Annotated in this window: 12 protein-coding genes; 4 read left to right on the top strand and 8 right to left on the bottom strand. The window is 64.0% G+C overall.

The genetic code is table 11. The features are described from left to right. Positions 1-360: 360 nt before the first annotated feature. On the bottom strand, positions 361-4,137 hold the full coding sequence (locus tag J1C56_RS27230; protein ID WP_214393128.1) for a hydantoinase B/oxoprolinase family protein: 3,777 nt from the start codon (positions 4,135-4,137) through the stop codon (positions 361-363). Positions 4,138-4,258: 121 nt separating this feature from the next. Beyond that, the gene (locus J1C56_RS27225; RefSeq protein ID WP_214393127.1) at positions 4,259-4,840 is read right to left on the bottom strand and encodes a helix-turn-helix domain-containing protein; all 582 of its coding nucleotides are present in this window, start codon (positions 4,838-4,840) and stop codon (positions 4,259-4,261) included. A 150-nt stretch (positions 4,841-4,990) separates the two neighbouring features. Here J1C56_RS27225 and J1C56_RS27220 point away from each other — a divergent pair, with 150 nt between their 5' ends. Both J1C56_RS27220 and tdh read left to right on the top strand, forming a co-directional pair. Further along, entirely contained in the window at positions 4,991-6,193 is a 1,203-nt protein-coding gene (locus J1C56_RS27220; protein ID WP_214393126.1) for a glycine C-acetyltransferase, read from the top strand. Between the two features lie 17 nt (positions 6,194-6,210). Next, a complete protein-coding gene (gene tdh / locus J1C56_RS27215; protein ID WP_214393125.1) occupies positions 6,211-7,233 on the top strand; it encodes an L-threonine 3-dehydrogenase in 1,023 nt (340 codons plus the stop codon). A gap of 294 nt (positions 7,234-7,527) precedes the next feature. On the opposite strand, the gene J1C56_RS27210 is transcribed toward tdh, so the two are convergent. Genes J1C56_RS27210 through J1C56_RS27185 form a run of 6 tightly spaced genes read right to left on the bottom strand, consistent with a single transcriptional unit; the run spans position 7,528 to position 13,963 of the window. Continuing rightward, on the bottom strand, positions 7,528-8,616 hold the full coding sequence (locus tag J1C56_RS27210; RefSeq protein ID WP_214393124.1) for a sugar phosphate isomerase/epimerase family protein: 1,089 nt from the start codon (positions 8,614-8,616) through the stop codon (positions 7,528-7,530). A gap of 20 nt (positions 8,617-8,636) precedes the next feature. Next, positions 8,637-9,455, bottom strand: coding sequence for an ATP-binding cassette domain-containing protein (locus tag J1C56_RS27205; RefSeq protein ID WP_214393123.1), 819 nt, complete (start codon positions 9,453-9,455; stop codon positions 8,637-8,639). Between the two features lie 2 nt (positions 9,456-9,457). Then, a complete protein-coding gene (locus J1C56_RS27200; protein WP_214393122.1) occupies positions 9,458-10,456 on the bottom strand; it encodes an ABC transporter ATP-binding protein in 999 nt (332 codons plus the stop codon). A 19-nt stretch (positions 10,457-10,475) separates the two neighbouring features. After that, the gene (locus J1C56_RS27195; protein WP_214393121.1) at positions 10,476-11,333 is read right to left on the bottom strand and encodes an ABC transporter permease; all 858 of its coding nucleotides are present in this window, start codon (positions 11,331-11,333) and stop codon (positions 10,476-10,478) included. Further along, positions 11,330-12,373, bottom strand: coding sequence for an ABC transporter permease (locus J1C56_RS27190; protein ID WP_214393120.1), 1,044 nt, complete (start codon positions 12,371-12,373; stop codon positions 11,330-11,332). Before J1C56_RS27190 ends, J1C56_RS27195 begins: the two co-directional genes overlap by 4 nt. Positions 12,374-12,385: 12 nt before the next feature. Then, a complete protein-coding gene (locus J1C56_RS27185) occupies positions 12,386-13,963 on the bottom strand; it encodes an ABC transporter substrate-binding protein (protein WP_214393119.1) in 1,578 nt (525 codons plus the stop codon). A 485-nt stretch (positions 13,964-14,448) separates the two neighbouring features. Here J1C56_RS27185 and J1C56_RS27180 point away from each other — a divergent pair, with 485 nt between their 5' ends. Together J1C56_RS27180 and J1C56_RS27175 are read left to right on the top strand one after the other, a co-directional pair. Beyond that, positions 14,449-15,213: an aspartate/glutamate racemase family protein gene (locus tag J1C56_RS27180; protein WP_214393118.1), complete on the top strand. Its 765-nt coding sequence runs from the start codon at positions 14,449-14,451 to the stop codon at positions 15,211-15,213. Between the two features lie 303 nt (positions 15,214-15,516). Continuing rightward, positions 15,517-16,227 carry a GntR family transcriptional regulator gene (locus J1C56_RS27175; RefSeq protein ID WP_214393117.1) on the top strand — a complete coding sequence of 237 codons (711 nt, stop codon included), beginning with the start codon at positions 15,517-15,519 and terminating at the stop codon, positions 16,225-16,227. The last annotated feature ends 32 nt before the right edge of the window (positions 16,228-16,259 follow it).

Below are 16,259 nucleotides of genomic sequence, written 5' to 3'. Positions count from 1 at the left end.
GGCCGCCAGCGGCGCGCCGCCCTCGTTGTTGAGGCGTATATAGTCGCCGCCCCTCCAGACTGTCAACGCAATTTTCCAGCTTTTGCGAATTTTTTAAGACAGAAAGCTCGGAAGCCAACAAAACCCTGCGTAACCCAAACCACAAACCTCCGCCGCATCGCTCACAGCCCAAGACCGCCCGCAATCCCTGCGCGAAATCAATGACTTGATTCATCCCAAGGCGCGAAACGCGCCGGCGAACCCCGAATCCGAAGACCCAAAAAGCTTAGCCGGAGCGAGAAAATCTCTGTCCCGCCCGCCAGAAAAGCGATTCAGGGCCGATTCACAGCGACGGAACCCGGAAAAGAAGCCGCCGAAGGTTCATTCGGCGCCGAATCCGCCAGGCGTCGGCGTGATCACCACCACAGCCTCGCCCGCTTCGAGCACCGTCTGGTCGCAGGCCCTGAGCACATCGACAGTGCCATCGTTGCGGCGGATCTTGGTCGCGCCCTTCTGACCTTCGCCGCCGCCATCCAGTCCAAGTGGCGGACGCGCGCGGTGCGAGGACAGGATCGAGCACTCCATCTTCTCGAGGAATCGAATCATGCGCTTGGTGCCGTCGCCGCCGGGCCAACGGCCCTTGCCGCCCGAACCCTCGCGAATGTGAAAGTCCTCGAGCAGAACGGGGAAGCGCAGTTCGAGAATCTCTGGGTCGGTGAGACGCGAATTGGTCATATGGGTGTGGACACCAGATGTGCCGGCAAAACCCCTGCCATCGTTCATGCGACCTGCTGATGAACCCGAGCAGATGGTCTCATAATATTGATAGGTGGCGTTGCCGAAGGTGAGGTTGTTCATCGTGCCTTGCGCGTTGGCGAGCGCCCCCATGGCGCCGAAGATGGCGTTGGTGACGTGCTGCGAGGTCTCGACATTGCCGGCGACGACAGCCGCAGGATAGGTCGGCTTCAGCATCGACCCCTCCGGGATGATGATATTGATCGGCCTGAGGCAGCCGGCATTCATCGGGATGTTGTCTTCGACCATGACACGGAAGGCATAAAGCACGGCGGCGCGCGCCACAGGCTCCGGCGCATTGAAGTTGTTTTTCATCACAGGGGACGTTCCGGTGAAATCGACAGTTGCCTCGCGCCTGTCGCGATCGACCGTGATCTTCACCTTGATCACCTGGCCGGTGTCGGTCGGATATTCATATTCGGAATGGTCCGGCAGGCGTTCGAGCACGCGGCGCACGCTTTCGGCGGCATTGTCCTGGACGTGGCCCATATAGGCCTCGACGACATCGAGCCCGAAATGCCCGATCATCTTCCTCAGTTCCGCCACGCCCTTTTCATTGGCGGCGATCTGGGCCTTGAGGTCGGCGATGTTCTGCTGCGGGTTGCGCGCCGGATAGGGATGGTCGGTCAACAGCCGGTGGAGCTCCTTTTCGCGGAAGCTGCCGCGCTCGACGAGGCGGAAATTGTCGAACAAAACGCCTTCCTCGTCGACAGTCGTCGCCAGCGGCGTCATCGAGCCGGGAGCGGTGCCGCCAACATCGGCGTGGTGGCCGCGCGCGGCGACGTAAAACAGGATGTCTTTAGCTGCGTCATCGAACACCGGCGTGACGACTGTTATGTCGGGCAGGTGCGTGCCGCCATTATAAGGAGCGTTGAGCGCAAAGACGTCGCCGGGATGGATGTCGCCTTCGTTGAGCCGGATGATGGTCTCGACCGAGCGGTCCATCGAGCCGAGATGCACCGGCATGTGCGGGGCATTGGCGACGAGTGCGCCGGTGCTGTCGAAGACGGCGCAGGAGAAATCGAGGCGCTCCTTGATGTTGACCGAATAGGCGGTGTTCTGCAGCGTCACGCCCATCTGCTCGGCGATCGACATGAACAAATTGTTGAACACCTCGAGCATGACCGGGTCGGCGGCGGTGCCGATGGCGGCGCGGCGCTGCTTCTTCTCCATACGCCGCATCAGCACGTGGTCGCGGGCGGTGATCTCGGCCAGCCAGCCCGGTTCGACCACAATTGTCTGGTGGCTCTCTATGATAAGAGCGGGACCTGCAACCTTGTGCCCAGGCTTCATGTCGGCGCGGCGGAAGATGCCGGCATCGTGCCAGGCGCCTTCGGTGAAGACCTGTCTCGCCTGCGAAGAAATCGCCGGCTCGTCATCCAGATCGGCCTCGCCTTCGGAAAGCCCGCGGGCGCTGCCGTCGCGGCCTTCGAGCACCACCGCTTCGACCACGATTGGCTTGTCTTTATATATGAAGCCGAATTGTGCCTTGTGCGCCGCCTCGAAAGCGGCTTTCGCGTCCACGATCGAACCATGCTCGAAACCGACAGGCAAAGCGGTGTCGGTTCCGTCGTAGCGGATGTGCAGGATCGGCCGGACGATAATTTCGGCTTCGTCGATCGCCTGGCCTGCGAGTTCGGCCAGCACCTGGATCCGAAGTTCGGCAACCAGGCCATCGATCTCCTGCAACGAAGCTTCGACAAGCGGCTTGAGCAGCGCCTGCTGGCGTGAGGCAAAAACTGACGCCAACCCGATGCCATAGGCCGACAGCAAGCCGGAGAAGGGATGGATCAGAACCGCCTCCATGCCGAGCGCGTCGGCCACCAGGCAGGCATGCTGGCCACCGGCGCCGCCGAAGCAGTTGAGCAGATATTCGGTGACATCGTAGCCGCGCTGGACAGAGATCTTCTTGATGGCGTTGGCCATGTTCTCGACGGCGATGGTGACGAAGCCTTCGGCGACTGCTTCAGGCGTTCTTCCGTCGCCGATTTCGCCTGCAAGTGCCGCGAATTTCTCGCGCACGACGTCGGCGTCGAGCGTCTGATCCTGGCCGGGCCCGAAGATTGCCGGGAAGAAATCGGGCTGGAGCTTGCCGAGCATGACATTGGCGTCGGTGACGGCGAGCGGGCCGCCGCGGCGGTAGCAGGCGGGACCGGGATTGGCGCCGGCGGAATCGGGGCCGGCACGGAAGCGGCCGGCCTCGAAATGCAGCACCGATCCGCCGCCGGCGGCAACGGTGTGGATGCGCATCATCGGCGCGCGGACACGAACACCCGCGACCTCGGTGTCGAAGCTGCGCTCATATTCGCCGTCATAATGGGCGACGTCGGTCGAGGTACCGCCCATGTCGAAGCCAATGACCTTGTCGAAACCGGCGAGTTTTGCCGTCTCGACCATGCCAACGACGCCGCCGGCGGGACCGGACAAAAGCGCGTCCTTGCCCTGGAACAGGTCGGCGGCGGTGAGGCCGCCGGAGGACATCATGAACATGAGGCGGGGCCCGTCCGATTGGCCAATCTCCCCCCTCGTGGGGGAGATGCCCGGCAGGGCAGAGGGGGGCAACGTGGAGAGCTGACTTTCGCCGCCATCCTGAGGAGAGGCCTGCGGGACAGCGCCCCCCTCTGTCGGCTCCGCCAACATCTCCCCCACAAGGGGGGAGATTGGCGTTGCACCCAGCTCCCCCGCCACCTGGCTCATATAGCGCGACAAGATCGGCGAGAGATACGCGTCGACGACAGTGGTATCGCCACGCCCAACGAGCTTGATCAGCGGCGAGACCTCGTGGCTGACGGAGACCTGGCTGAACCCGCAATTGCGGCAGACGGCGGCGACGGCGCGTTCGTGCTCGGGGAATTTCCAGGCATGCATGAAGACGATGGCCACCGCATCGATGCCGTCGGCCCTGGCCTGCAACAGTTGCGGCTTGATCTCTGCTATGTCGAGCAGGCGCTCGACGGTGCCATCGACCCGCACCCGCTCGTCGACCTCTAGGACATGCTCATAGAGCTGCTCGGGCAGGATGATTTCCTTGGCGAAGATGTCGGGTCGTGCCTGGTAGGCGATGCGCAGGGAATCCCGGAAGCCCTTGGTGATAACAAGGAGGACGCGGTCGCCCTTGCGCTCCAAAAGCGCATTGGTGGCGACGGTGGTGCCCATTCTGATGTCGCCGATGCTGCCGGCGGGAATCGCTACACCGGGTGCCAGGCCGAGCAGGTCGCGGATGCCCTGGATCGCGGCATCGCTGTAGGCCTCGGGATTCTCCGACAGGAGCTTGCGCGGGTGGAGGCCACCGTCAGGGTCGCGGCCGATGACGTCGGTGAAGGTGCCGCCACGGTCGACCCAGAAATCCCACTTGCCCGACATGACGCACTCCCTGATCGCGGTCGCGGCGCGCCGAGAAACGTTGCCGCTTGGCTTGGGAGGAAGCGGCAGGCCGACTGCCCCGTCAAGAGCAGAAAGCCTGCGCCATCCATGGCCGATGGGATTAGTTATCCTGGTCGTAGAGAACCACCATCAGCGCCTTGGCCAGGTTTTCACCCGAATTGGCGATTTCGTGGCCGACATCGGCGCGATAGCGCGCGGTCTCGCCTGTCTTCAGCGCCTGGCGCCCTTGTTCGGTTTCCACCAGAAGACCGTCGCTATGGGCAGTCAGGTGCTCGAAGGTGCCGGGCGCATGCGGTGCGCTCTGCAACTTGCAGCCGGGCGCGATCTCGACCTCGTACCATTCGATGCGGCCGGCGAGAGCCGGCGAACTCAGGATGCGCAGCCGCCAGGCGCCGTCGGGGCTCTTGATCTCCGGCGTCAGCGCCAGCGTCACCAGTTCGATGGCCTCGGCCTTGCGCTGGTGGGTGATGCCGCCGGCGATGAGCTGGGAAAAATCGATGCCGAGCGCCTGGGTCAGCGACCACAGAACCGCGAATGTCGGGTTGGCCTCGCCGCGCTCGATCTGTGACAGCATCGAGCGCGAGACGCCCGAGATCGCCGCAAGCCGGTCGAGCGTCAGATGGCGCTCCTTGCGTTCCTTCTGGATCACCGGGCCGATCTTCGGCGCGTCGTTCACTTCCATGTCGCCTCCCCCAAAAGCGGCACACTGATAGCACTGGCTTGGCCGTCCTGCGAGGCATTTGCGTCTGGCCTGCTGGCCCAACGGGATTCCACTAGACTTGGCATCGTATCCATTATATCGGAATTTCCATCTTAACGGATGGAGAGACCGATGAACCAGGATTTCCTTTCCCACATCTCGAACGTTCTCCAGGGCATCGAGGCCGACGGTCTCTACAAGCGCGAGCGCGAGATCACCGGCCCGCAGTCGGGCCGCATCAAGGTGAAGGGTCCGGGCGGCGAACGCCAGATGGTCAATCTCTGCGCCAACAACTATCTCGGCCTCGCCGACAATGCCGATATCCGCAAGGCGGCAGCGGCGGCGCTCGACGAGTTTGGTTTCGGCATGGCCTCGGTGCGCTTCATCTGCGGCACCCAGACCCTGCACCGCGAGTTGGAGCATGCCGTTGCCGACTATCTCGGCAAGGACGACGCCATCCTGTTTGCCGCCTGCTTCGACGCCAATGGCGCGCTGTTCGAGCCGCTGCTCGGTGCCGAGGACGCCATCATCTCCGACAGCCTCAACCACGCCTCGATCATCGACGGCGTGCGGCTCTCCAAGGCCAAGCGCTTCCGCTATGCGCAGGGCGACATGAATGACCTCGAAGCGCAGCTCAAGCAGGCCGCCGCCGACGGCGCCCGCTTCAAGCTTGTCGTCACCGACGGCGTGTTCTCGATGGACGGACACATCGCCAAGCTCAAGGAGATCTGCGATCTCGCCGAGCGTTACGGTGCGATCGTCGCCGTCGACGACTGCCATGCCACAGGCCATATCGGGGAGCAGGGCCGTGGCACACCCGCTCTGACGGGTGCTGGCGATCGCGTCGACATCGTCACCGGCACGCTGGGCAAGACACTGGGCGGCGCCATGGGCGGCTTCATCGCCGCATCGCAACCGATCATCGACCTGTTGCGCCAGCGCGCGCGCCCCTACCTGTTCTCCAACTCCCTGGCACCCGCCGTTGCCGCCGGCTCGCTGAAGGCGATCGAGATTGCCCGCGCTGCCGACGATTTGCGCGCCAAGCTCGGCCGCCACACCACGCGTTTCCGCGACGGCCTGACCCAGGCCGGCTTCACGCTGCTGCCGGGCGAGACGCCGATCATCCCGGTCATGCTGGGCGATGCGGTACTGGCGCAGCGCATGGCCAAGGCGCTCGACGAGCGCGGCGTCTATGTCGCCGGCTTCTTCTATCCCGTCGTGCCGCAGGGCAAGGCGCGCATCCGCACCCAGATGTCGGCCGCACTCGACGATGCCGATATCACCTTTGCCATCGACGCCTTTGCCGACGCCGGCAAGTCGCTCGGCATCATTTGATTTTCAGGAGTTTTCCCATGCGCGCACTGGTCAAGGCCAAGGCTGAACCCGGCATCTGGATGGAAGACCGGCCCGTACCTGAGGTCGGCCCCGACGACGTGCTGATCAAGGTCAACAAGACCGGCATCTGCGGCACCGACATCCACATCTACAAGTGGGACGAATGGGCGGCCAAGACCGTGCCGGTGCCGATGATCACCGGCCACGAATATGCCGGCGAGATCGTCGAGCTCGGCTCGCATGTGCGCGGCTTCAAGGTCGGCCAGCGCGTTTCGGGCGAAGGCCATGTCATCGGCATGCGCAGCCGCGCCAGCCGTGCCGGCCGCTACCATCTCGATCCGGAGACTCAAGGAATCGGCGTCAACCTGCCCGGCGCCTTCGCCGAATATGTCCGCATCCCCGCCTTCAACGTGGTGCCGCTGCCCGATTCGATCGACGACGAACTTGGCGCCATCCTCGACCCGCTCGGCAACGCCGTGCACACCGCGCTGTCCTTCGACGTCGCCGGCGAGGACGTGCTGATCACCGGCGCCGGCCCGATCGGCATCATGGGTGCGGCAGTCGCTCGCCATTGCGGCGCGCGCCATGTCGTCATCACCGACGTCAATCCGAAGCGCCTCGAACTCGCCACACAGGTGGCCGACGTCACCCCCGTCAACGTCGCCGAAGAAGACCTGCGCGACGCCATGGCGCGGCTCGGCATGCGCGAAGGCTTCGACGTCGGTTTCGAGATGAGCGGCTCGCCCGCCGCCTTCGAGCAGTTGCTCGACCACACGCTGATGGGCGGCCGCATCGCACTGCTCGGCGTGCCGGCCAAGCCCTTCCCGATCGATCTCGCCAAGGTCGTGTTCAAGATGATCACGCTGAAGGGCATCTATGGCCGCGAGATGTTCGAAACCTGGCACAAGATGCTGGCGATGCTGGAAAGCGGGCTCGACATCCGCAAGGTCATCACCAGCCGCATGAAGGCCGACGACTACCAGGCCGCCTTCCATAACGCCGCCAACGGCGAAGCCGGCAAGATCGTGCTCGAGTGGTAGGGGTTCGCACCTGCTGAAGACGAGAAAGGCCGCGCCCAGTGCGCGGCCCTTTTTGTTAGGTTCCTGGCTTTCACAAAGGCCCCCTCTCCGCCTCGCTTCGCTCGGCACCTCTCCCCAAAGGGGCGAGGAAGCCAACCGGATGAGCGCCGCCATAGCGGCAGCGGATTTCCTCGCCCCTTTGGGGAGAGGTGGCCCGAAGGCCGGAGAGGGGAAGTTGGTGCGGATGCCGACGGCAAACAAAAACCCGCGGAAGCTGCCTTCCGCGGGTTTGTTGTTCGCACTTGATGAGCCGGCTTACGCCGCCTTTTTCAGCGGCAGGCCGAGCTCTTCGCAGATGCCCCTGACATGGGCTGCGCTTTGCTTGATGTAGGCGACCGTCTCGTCATAGTGGTAGTTCTTCGCCGCCCAGGCAGCGAAGCTCTCGCGGTCCATGACCTCGCCGCTGGCGATGCGGGCGGCGTAGTCCTGCACCATCTTCATGTAGTCGGCATATTCCTCGACGCCGAGGTCGGGGTGGCCTTCGAGCCATTTCGGGTCGGCGATCTCGATGATCATCTTGGGCGGGTTGCGCGGCCGGTCGGAGAAGGATTCGTAGTTCTCGATCGACAGGTTGAGGTCGGGATTGGCCTTGGCCAGGATCGGCATGATGGCGCGGAAATCGACGACGCCGCCGCCGCAGGGGCGCATCTGGAAATCGAGCACCTCGCCGTCATAGGCGATCAGCGCGTCCTTGATGTGGGACTGGCGCACATAGGGCGCCACGCGCTTCGCCGCCCAGACCGGGTGCTCGGCGCGCTGCAAGACGTTCGCCGTATCGAAGACGATGCCTGTCGTATCAGGGCCAACTTCCTCGACCAGCCGCACCAGCTCGAAGGAGGTGATCTCCTCGTGCGTCTCGAGATTCATGTGGATGCCGAGGTCTCGGGCGATCGGCGCGAGCTTCTTGAGGAAGCGCGCGGTCGCGTCGAGCTGCTCTTGCCATGTCACGTCGGTGCGGAAGCGGTCATAGGCGAAGCGGCCGGTATAGGCCGGCTTGTAGTTGGCGGTCGCCACCCACAGTTCCCGGCAGTCGATGGCGGCGCACGCTTCCATCATGCGGCGGAATCCGAGCACGATGTCGCCGTCGCCGATTAGGCGCAGTTCGGGCGCCTCAGGCGTGGCATAGGGATTGACCTTGCCGAGGCCGGTTTCGAGATACATGCCGAGCTCGTCGGCGCGCTGCTTGATTTCGCCGAGATAGCCAGCATCGAGCGTCGGGCTCATGTCGAGCACGGTGCGGAAGAACAGGCCTTCCATGCCCAGTTCCTTGGCATGATCGAAGCTGGCCACCGGGCCGCGCTTGGCGGCTTCGGGGATCTTGCGGCCATCGACACCGATACGCATCGGCAGTCTCCTTAGTGATGTCAGTTTGCGGTTTCGAGGCGGCGCGCCGCGCGGCGGGCGCGGCCGACAACGGGATCGGGCACCGGCACCGCCGCCAGCAGCGACTGGGTGTAGGGCATCTGCGGCTTGTCGAAGATCTGCTCGCGGGTTCCCTGCTCGACGACCTTGCCCTTGTGCAGCACGACGATCTTTTCGCAGAGATGGCGGACAACGGCGAGGTCGTGCGCGACGAAGACGATAGCGAGGTTGAGCTTCTTCTGCATGTCCTGCAGCAGGTTGATGACCTGCGCCTGCACCGAGACGTCGAGTGCCGCCACCGGCTCGTCGCAGACCAGGATGCGCGGGCGGATGACGAGCGCACGGGCAATGGCGATGCGCTGGCGCTGGCCGCCGGAGAAGGAGCGCGTGTAGCGATCCATGTCGTTGGGGTTGAGGCCGACCATCTCCATCATCTCGGCAACGCGGGCGCGGCGTGCAGCGGCAGTCGGCTCGAGCTTGTGGATCAGGATGCCCTCGCCAATCAGCTCTTCCACCGTCATGCGCGGGTTGAGGCTGCCATAGGGATCCTGGAACACCATCTGCACTTCGCGGCGGAAGCGCCTGAGGTCCTCGCCCTTGGCGTGGATGACGTCGATGCCGTCATAGGTGATCGCGCCCTCTTCCGGCTTGATCAGCGCGAGCATGCATTTGGCGATCGTCGACTTGCCGGAGCCGGATTCGCCGACAAGGCCGATCGCCTCGCCGGTGTCGACATTGAGCGTCACGTCGTGCAGCACCTTGGCCGGCGGGTTCGGGAAGGCGTTGTACGACTTGCTGATGCTGTCGATGGACATGAGCATGATCAGGCACCCTTCCCGTCGAGCAAGTGGCAGGCGACGCGCGACAGACCGACCGGTAGCAGCGCGGGCAGGTCCTTGCCGCACCGATCGAAACGCTGGTCGCAGCGCGGGTGGAACGGGCAGCCGCTCGGCCGCGCCAAGGGCGGTGGCGGCGCGCCGGGGATGGCGTAGAGCGTGTTGAGATCCTGGTCGATGCGCGGCACCGCCTTGATCAGTCCTTGCGTATAGGGATGGTTCGGCTTGGCAAAGACGCTGGCGACGTCTCCGTCCTCGACGATGCGGCCCGAATACATGACCATGACGCGCTCGGCGAAGCCGGCGACCACGCCAAGGTCGTGGGTGATGAACAGCACCGCCAGCCCGCGCCGCGTCGAGACGTCATCGAGCAGGTCGAGCACCTGGTCCTGGACGCGCACGTCGAGCGCGGTCGTCGGTTCGTCTGCGATCAGCAGGCGCGGTTCGCCGACCAGCGCCATGGCGAGTACGACGCGCTGGCGCATACCGCCGGAGAACTCATGCGGATAGGCATCGAGGCGTTCAGCGGCACGGTCGACGCCGAGTTCGTCGAGCACGGCAAGCGCCCGCTTGCGCGCTTCGGCCTTGCCGATGCCGCGGATGCGCAGCGTCTCGGCGACCTGGTCGCCGATGGTCATCAGCGGATCGAGGAAGCTCATCGGGTCCTGGAAGACCATGGCGATGGAGCTGCCGCGCAGCTTGCCCATGTCGCGGTCGGAGAGCTTGAGCAGGTCGATGCCGTCGAAGTCGACCCGGCCGGACAGTTTGGCCAGGCGGTCGAGCCGCATCAGCGCACGTGCCGTCAGCGACTTGCCCGAGCCGGACTCGCCGACAAGCGCCACACGCTCGCCGACGCCGATGGTGAAATCGACGCCATCGACGATGCGGACGCTCGAGCCGCTGCGGCCGAGCGGCATGTCGACTGTCAGCCTATCGACGGTAACGAGAGGAGCGCGGACGGGGGTAGCAGTGGATTCGTCGGGCATGGGGTGCACGATCCTCATCTCAGTTGCCCCTCAAGGACGGGTCGCGGCGGACCTGAATGATGTCGCCGAGCAGGCCGAAGGCGATCGAGGTGATGGCAACGGCGGCCCCAGGAGCGACGACGGTCCACCAGGCGGTCGAGACGTAGCCGCGGGCGGCAGCGATGGTGGCGCCCCATTCAGCACTCGGCGGCTGTGCGCCGACGCCGATGAAGGACAGGCTCGCCAGCACCAGAACCGTTGTGCCGATGTCGCCGGCCCATTTGACGATCAAGACGTCAAGCGAATTGGGCAGCACATGCTTGGTCATCAGCCGCCATTTCGACACGCCCAGCACCTGCGCGCCGGCAACGAAAGGCTGTTCCATGGTCTGGCGCATGATACCGCGCAGCATCCGGGCGGTGATCGGCCAGCCAGTGATGGCCATGGCGATGATCGCCGAGCGCAGGCTGGCGCCCATGGCGGCAGCGAAGCCGAGCGCCACGATCATGCCAGGCAGTGCCAGGCCAATGTCGGTGATGCGCATCAGCCCCTCGTCGAGCCAGCGCGGACCGGCAGCGGCCACCGTGGCGAGGGTGACGCCGATCAGCGAATAAAGCGTCACCACCAGGAAGGCCGAGAGCAGCGTCGTCTGGGCGCCGACGATGAGGCGCCAGAACACGTCGCGGCCCTGGTCGTCGGTACCGAACCAGTTCGTTGCGCTCGGCGGCATCAGCGAATTGGCGATGTCGGAGTTGTAGATGCTGTCGGGCGCAAGGAAAGGCCCGAAGACGGCGATCGTCAGAAGGGCGATGACAAGCGTGAAGACGAAGATCTCGAAGGTGCTGAAGCCTTCCTTGCGGCGGGCAGTTGCCGGCTGGGCGATGGCAGGGGCGGTCATTGGCCTTGGCTCCCCAGTTGTGCGGCGCGGATGCGCGGGTCGACCAGAAGCTGGAGGATGTCGACGATCAGGTTGACGAGGCAGACGACGGTGCCGATGAACATCACCGATCCCAGCACCGCGAAGGCGTCCTTCTGGGCGACGGCATTGAACATGTAGGCGCCGATGCCCTGGCGGGCGAAGACGGTTTCGACCAGCACGGCGGAGCCGATCATGGCGCCGGCCTGGGCGCCCGAAAGCGTCAGCACCGGATTGAGGCTGTTCGGCAAGGCGTGGCGCACCAGCATGTGGCGGGCGGTCGCGCCCTTGGCGCGCACGGCCATGATGAAGTCCGAGCGCAGCACGCCGAGCAAGGCAGCCCGCAGCGTGCGGAAGATCTGGGTGGCGAACAGTGCCGCAAGCACCGCTGCCGGCAAGACGATGTGATGCAGCGTGTCGAAGAAGCCTGCAAAATTGCCGGCTATCAGCGCATCGAGCGTCGGCGCGCCAGTGACGACGGGCGAGTTCATGCCATAGCCCTGCTGGCCCGAGATCGGCACCACGCGCCAGACACTGCCGAGGACATATTGCAGCACCAGCGCCAGCCAGAAGGCAGGCATGCCGCCGAGCATGACGGCGGTGATGCGGCTGGTCGTGTCGAAGACGCCGCCCTGGCGATAGGCGGCAACGATGCCGGCCGGGATGGCGACTGCCAGATTGAGCAGCATGGCGATGACGACGAGTTCGAGCGTGCTTGGCAGGACCTTTTCGAGGTCGGCCAGGACAGGCTGGAGGGTGACGATCGAGGTGCCCAGGTCGCCGCGCAGGAGGCGGCCCAGAAAGCCTAAATATTGCATTATGACCGGGGCATCGAGCCCCAGCCTTTCACGCACCGCCTCGATCTGTGCGGCGGAAGCGTCCGCGCCAGCGGCCATCTGGGCCTCGTCGCCGGGCATCAGCTTGATCATCAGGAAGACCAGCGAGGCCAGTCCCCAAAGGGTCAAAAGTGTCAGGCCCAGGCGTCGGGACAGGAACCAGGAATAGGCGCGGAACGCGAGCATCTCAGACCTCGCTTACGGCTTTGCGAGCCGGAAGTCCGCCGGCTCGGCGGGCGTGGCGAGCATGCTGGCCTTGAGGTCTGCAAGCGTGCCGACACGGTAGGCGGCTGGCTTGTAGACACCATACATGTCGACCATGACGGAGTCATTGTCGAGAATGGTCTGGACCTGCTTGTAGATGTCGCAACGCTTGGCGTCGTCGGCGGTGGCAAGGGCTGTGTCGAGCAGCTTGTCGACCTCAGGATTGGCATAGCCGGTCCTGTTGGTGCCGACGGCGTCCGACTTGTAGCCCTTGACCAGCATGATGCCGGCTTCCGGGAACTGGGCGAAGTCTTCGAGCAGCATCATCTGCGGGATCGAGTTCGGATCCTTCAGGCTGGCGAGGTAGTTCGGGAAGGCGATGGGCTCGAGCTCGAGCTCGACGCCGATCTCGCGCAGGTTGGACTGGAACAGCGTCGCTTCCTGCTTTTGCAGCTCGAACACCGGCTGGAAGTTCATCTTGAGCTTCAGATTGGCGGCACCCGCTTCGGCGAGCATCGCCTTGGCAGCTTCGAGATCGCGCTTCACCTCCGGCAGTTCGGGACGGCAGTCGAGGCGGGCCGGCAGTGGGCCATTGGCGATCTTGCCGTTGCCGCCGCGGATGCCACGCAAGCCGCCAGCATAGTCATAGACCATGCGCAACGCCTTGCGCACCTTGGGATCGGCGGTCGGGCCAACCTTGGTGTTGAACAAAACCTCGGTCTGGTAGCTGGTGTTGATCGGCACGACCTTCAGCGCCGGGTCGGTGGCCATGGCGGCGGCGTCACGGTCGGCGAAGCCGAAGGCGACGTCGATATTGCCGGCGCGGAGTTCGTCGCGGCGCGTCGAGCTTTCGTCGATGCGGCGGAAGACGATGGATTCGGGACGGCCCGCTTCGGCGGCCCAGTAGCCGGGGAACAGGTCGATGACCACGGCCTGCGACTGGTCGCCCAGCACATAGGCGCCAGAGCCGGCGTCATGGCCCTGCAGCCAGCCCTGGCCGTCATCGGCGCCCTTGTTGGCTTCGACCAGCGCGGAATTCAGGATGTAGACCTTGCTCAGCGACGGCAAAAACAGCGTGTTCGGCTTGGACAGGTTGATGGTCAGGTGGGTGTCGTCGGTGACCGTGGTCGAGTCGTAGCTGTCGATCAGCGAGGCAACGCCGGTGCCGATCCGCTTCAGGCGGTCGAGCGTGTAGGCAACGTCCTTGGCGGTCACCGCCGTGCCGTCATGGAACTTCACATCGGGACGCAGCGTAAACGTGATCGACTTGGCGTCGTCGGAATAGGCGTATTCGGTGGCGAGCGAGCCGACGAGCTTGGTCTCGTCATAGGTCACCAGCGTATCGTAGACGGCGCTGATGATGGTGTTGGTCTGGTTGTAGTCGGCGCGCAGCGGATCGAGCGTGTTGATCTGGCCGCCGAGGCCCACGATGATCGTGTGCTCGCGGTCCGCGGCAAATGCTGCCGAGCCGCCGAAACCGACCGCTACGGCAAGGGCCGCACCCCCGACAGTCGCCAGAAACTGGCGCCGGCTGCGCGACAGCGCGGAAAAGGCCGAGAAGAAAGCATGCATGATTGTCGCTCCCATATGCTGAATTAACTCTGCCTTTTCGCAAAGGCGCTCCCGCCACTTTTGTATCCGATTTTTCCTCCAGTGGATACATAAATGTTGCGTGATGAGTGTACACGCCAGGCGGTTGCGCGCGCCCAATAAATATTTAGTAAAAACAATATGTTAGAAAACGGATTGGAAAATCGGAGCGCCCTTCTGGGGAAAAAAGTGATCGGAGCACCATCCATAAGGGCCGGTACAGCGCGACATCGAGCCTGTCGCTTCCGTAACGTCAGGTGGCAATTTCGAAGGCAATCTGCGCATCCCTTGGGCAGAACTGCATCCAATTTATGGATACAAACTTTACATCATATCTGATACAATGATATGAAGGCCGAGATGCCGGCGGACCGCCCACTTCGATGAGGGCGTACGTCCTAAAGCTCCAAGCCAGCGTGCAGTTGCGCGAGGGGCGGAAGCAAATTCCGTCATATCAGAGGAATTCGATGCGCCGCCTGCCTCGCCTGCTCGTCATCAACCCCAACACCTCGACCGGCGTCAGCCAGGTCATCGACGCACTTGTGCGCGAGGAGGTGGCGGACGCCGCGCAGGTGCAAACCGTCACGGCGGACTTCGGCTTCAGCTACATCTCGACCCGTGCCGCAGTGACGATCGCCGCACACGCAGTGCTGGACGCTGCAGCCAAGGCACTTGCCGAAGGGGCCAAGCCCGACGTGATCGTGCTTGCCTGTTTTGGCGACCCCGGCCGCGAAGCGCTCGCCGAAATGACGGGGCTGCCGGTCATCGGCTTTGCCGAAGCCGGTCTCCTGGCCGCCGCCGCGCTACCGGGAACCTCGCTCGTTTCGACCAATGGCACGGTCTGGTGCGAGATGCTCCGCGAACTGGCGCTGAAGCTCGGCATCGGCGACAGGATTGCGGGCATCAGGTCCATCGAAGCGGTGGCCGACGATGCGCAATCCATCGCCAGCTTCCTGGCGAAAGAGGCCAAGGCACTCGGGGCTGAACGCGTCGTCCTGGGCGGAGCCGGCTTGATCCCGATCCTGCCCGCGGTCATCGCAGCTGCTGGAGTTCCAATTCTCGATCCGCACCGCATCGGCATCGGCAAAGCGCTGCGCCTGGCAGCAAATCCGCAGCCGGCGACCACGGTCGCACCCGCTGCCACGACCGAGACCCTTGGCCTGTCGCCCTTCCTGGCGCAGGCGTTGAGCGCCAGCTCCAACACCACGGCGGCGGGCGCTGATCGATCTTAAATCGAGCGGAAACCGGCTCATTTTCAAATCGTATTCAAAAGACCTTGCGATTGCGCGCAATAGTTTTCGCTATTGTATTAGAAAACATGTGCTAGAGTGACCGCAATGCAAACAAGGCGCCCGCGCCGGCTTGCAGCGGAGGAAAACGGCGGCTATGGCACGCCGGCTGCATCGTACGACACCGGCTAATATAAAACGAACAACGAAGCAAGGCTTGCATTCCACTTGTCTTCCGCCGTGCGCCGATGCATCTGAGACGTAGCATTGTTACGCGCTGCCTGTACAACACTGGCTGGTGAGGGAATGGCGAAAGCTGCGAATACTGATCTCGACGAGAAAGCCGGATCGAAGATCGATGCAATCTACCAGGCTCTGTTCAGGGCCATTCTGGCGCGCGAACTGACGCCCGGCACAAAACTCAGCGAAGAATCGATCGGCGCGCTGTTTTCAGTCAGCCGCACCATCGTGCGCGCCGCGCTCAACCGCCTGCACACCGAATCGCTCGTCGAGTTCCGGCAGAATCGCGGCGCCTTCGTCGCCAGCACGACGCCCGACGAGGCACGACAGGTGTTCGAGGCGCGCAACGCCATCGAACGCGAGATCTTTTCCAAGCTGGCAACCGTCGTCACCGACAAGCAGATTGCGGCTCTGGAGCAGCACCTGCAGCATGAGCACGCCATCCGCCACGCCGGCGACCACACAGCGGCGATCGTGGCCTCGGGCGAGTTCCACCTGCTTGCCGCCCAGATGGCCGGCAACGAGGTGCTCGCCGGCTTCCTCAAGTCGCTGATCTCGCGGACGTCGCTGATCCTGGCCCAGCACAGCACGCATCAGGAAACCGACTGCAGCGTCGATGAACATGCGGCAATCCTGCAGGCGCTCAGGGCCCGCGATCCCAAGGCCAGCGCCGACGCGATCATCGAGCATCTGCAGCAAGTGTTCGAGCAGGCCAATATCGGCCAGACCAAGCGCACCAAGCGCAATCTCAGCGAGATTCTTTCCCGCTACGCCTGAGTTGGGTCGGTGCGTCCTTCGAGGCCCGCTTC

It is taken from the genome of Aminobacter anthyllidis, from assembly GCF_018555685.1.
Classification (GTDB): Bacteria; Pseudomonadota; Alphaproteobacteria; order Rhizobiales; family Rhizobiaceae; genus Aminobacter; species Aminobacter anthyllidis.
This window is presented reverse-complemented; position numbering and strand designations above follow the sequence as displayed.

Coding starts and splice junctions, on each gene's coding strand:
- J1C56_RS27190 (WP_214393120.1), bottom strand. CDS start 12,373: ATGCTCGCGTTCCGCGCCTATTCCTGGTTCCTGTCCCGACGCCTGGGC.
- J1C56_RS27180 (WP_214393118.1), top strand. CDS start 14,449: ATGCGCCGCCTGCCTCGCCTGCTCGTCATCAACCCCAACACCTCGACC.
- J1C56_RS27205 (WP_214393123.1), bottom strand. CDS start 9,455: ATGCTCATGTCCATCGACAGCATCAGCAAGTCGTACAACGCCTTCCCG.
- tdh (WP_214393125.1), top strand. CDS start 6,211: ATGCGCGCACTGGTCAAGGCCAAGGCTGAACCCGGCATCTGGATGGAA.
- J1C56_RS27175 (WP_214393117.1), top strand. CDS start 15,517: ATGGCGAAAGCTGCGAATACTGATCTCGACGAGAAAGCCGGATCGAAG.
- J1C56_RS27210 (WP_214393124.1), bottom strand. CDS start 8,616: ATGCGTATCGGTGTCGATGGCCGCAAGATCCCCGAAGCCGCCAAGCGC.
- J1C56_RS27220 (WP_214393126.1), top strand. CDS start 4,991: ATGAACCAGGATTTCCTTTCCCACATCTCGAACGTTCTCCAGGGCATC.
- J1C56_RS27195 (WP_214393121.1), bottom strand. CDS start 11,333: ATGACCGCCCCTGCCATCGCCCAGCCGGCAACTGCCCGCCGCAAGGAA.
- J1C56_RS27185 (WP_214393119.1), bottom strand. CDS start 13,963: ATGCATGCTTTCTTCTCGGCCTTTTCCGCGCTGTCGCGCAGCCGGCGC.
- J1C56_RS27230 (WP_214393128.1), bottom strand. CDS start 4,137: ATGTCGGGCAAGTGGGATTTCTGGGTCGACCGTGGCGGCACCTTCACC.
- J1C56_RS27200 (WP_214393122.1), bottom strand. CDS start 10,456: ATGCCCGACGAATCCACTGCTACCCCCGTCCGCGCTCCTCTCGTTACC.
- J1C56_RS27225 (WP_214393127.1), bottom strand. CDS start 4,840: ATGGAAGTGAACGACGCGCCGAAGATCGGCCCGGTGATCCAGAAGGAA.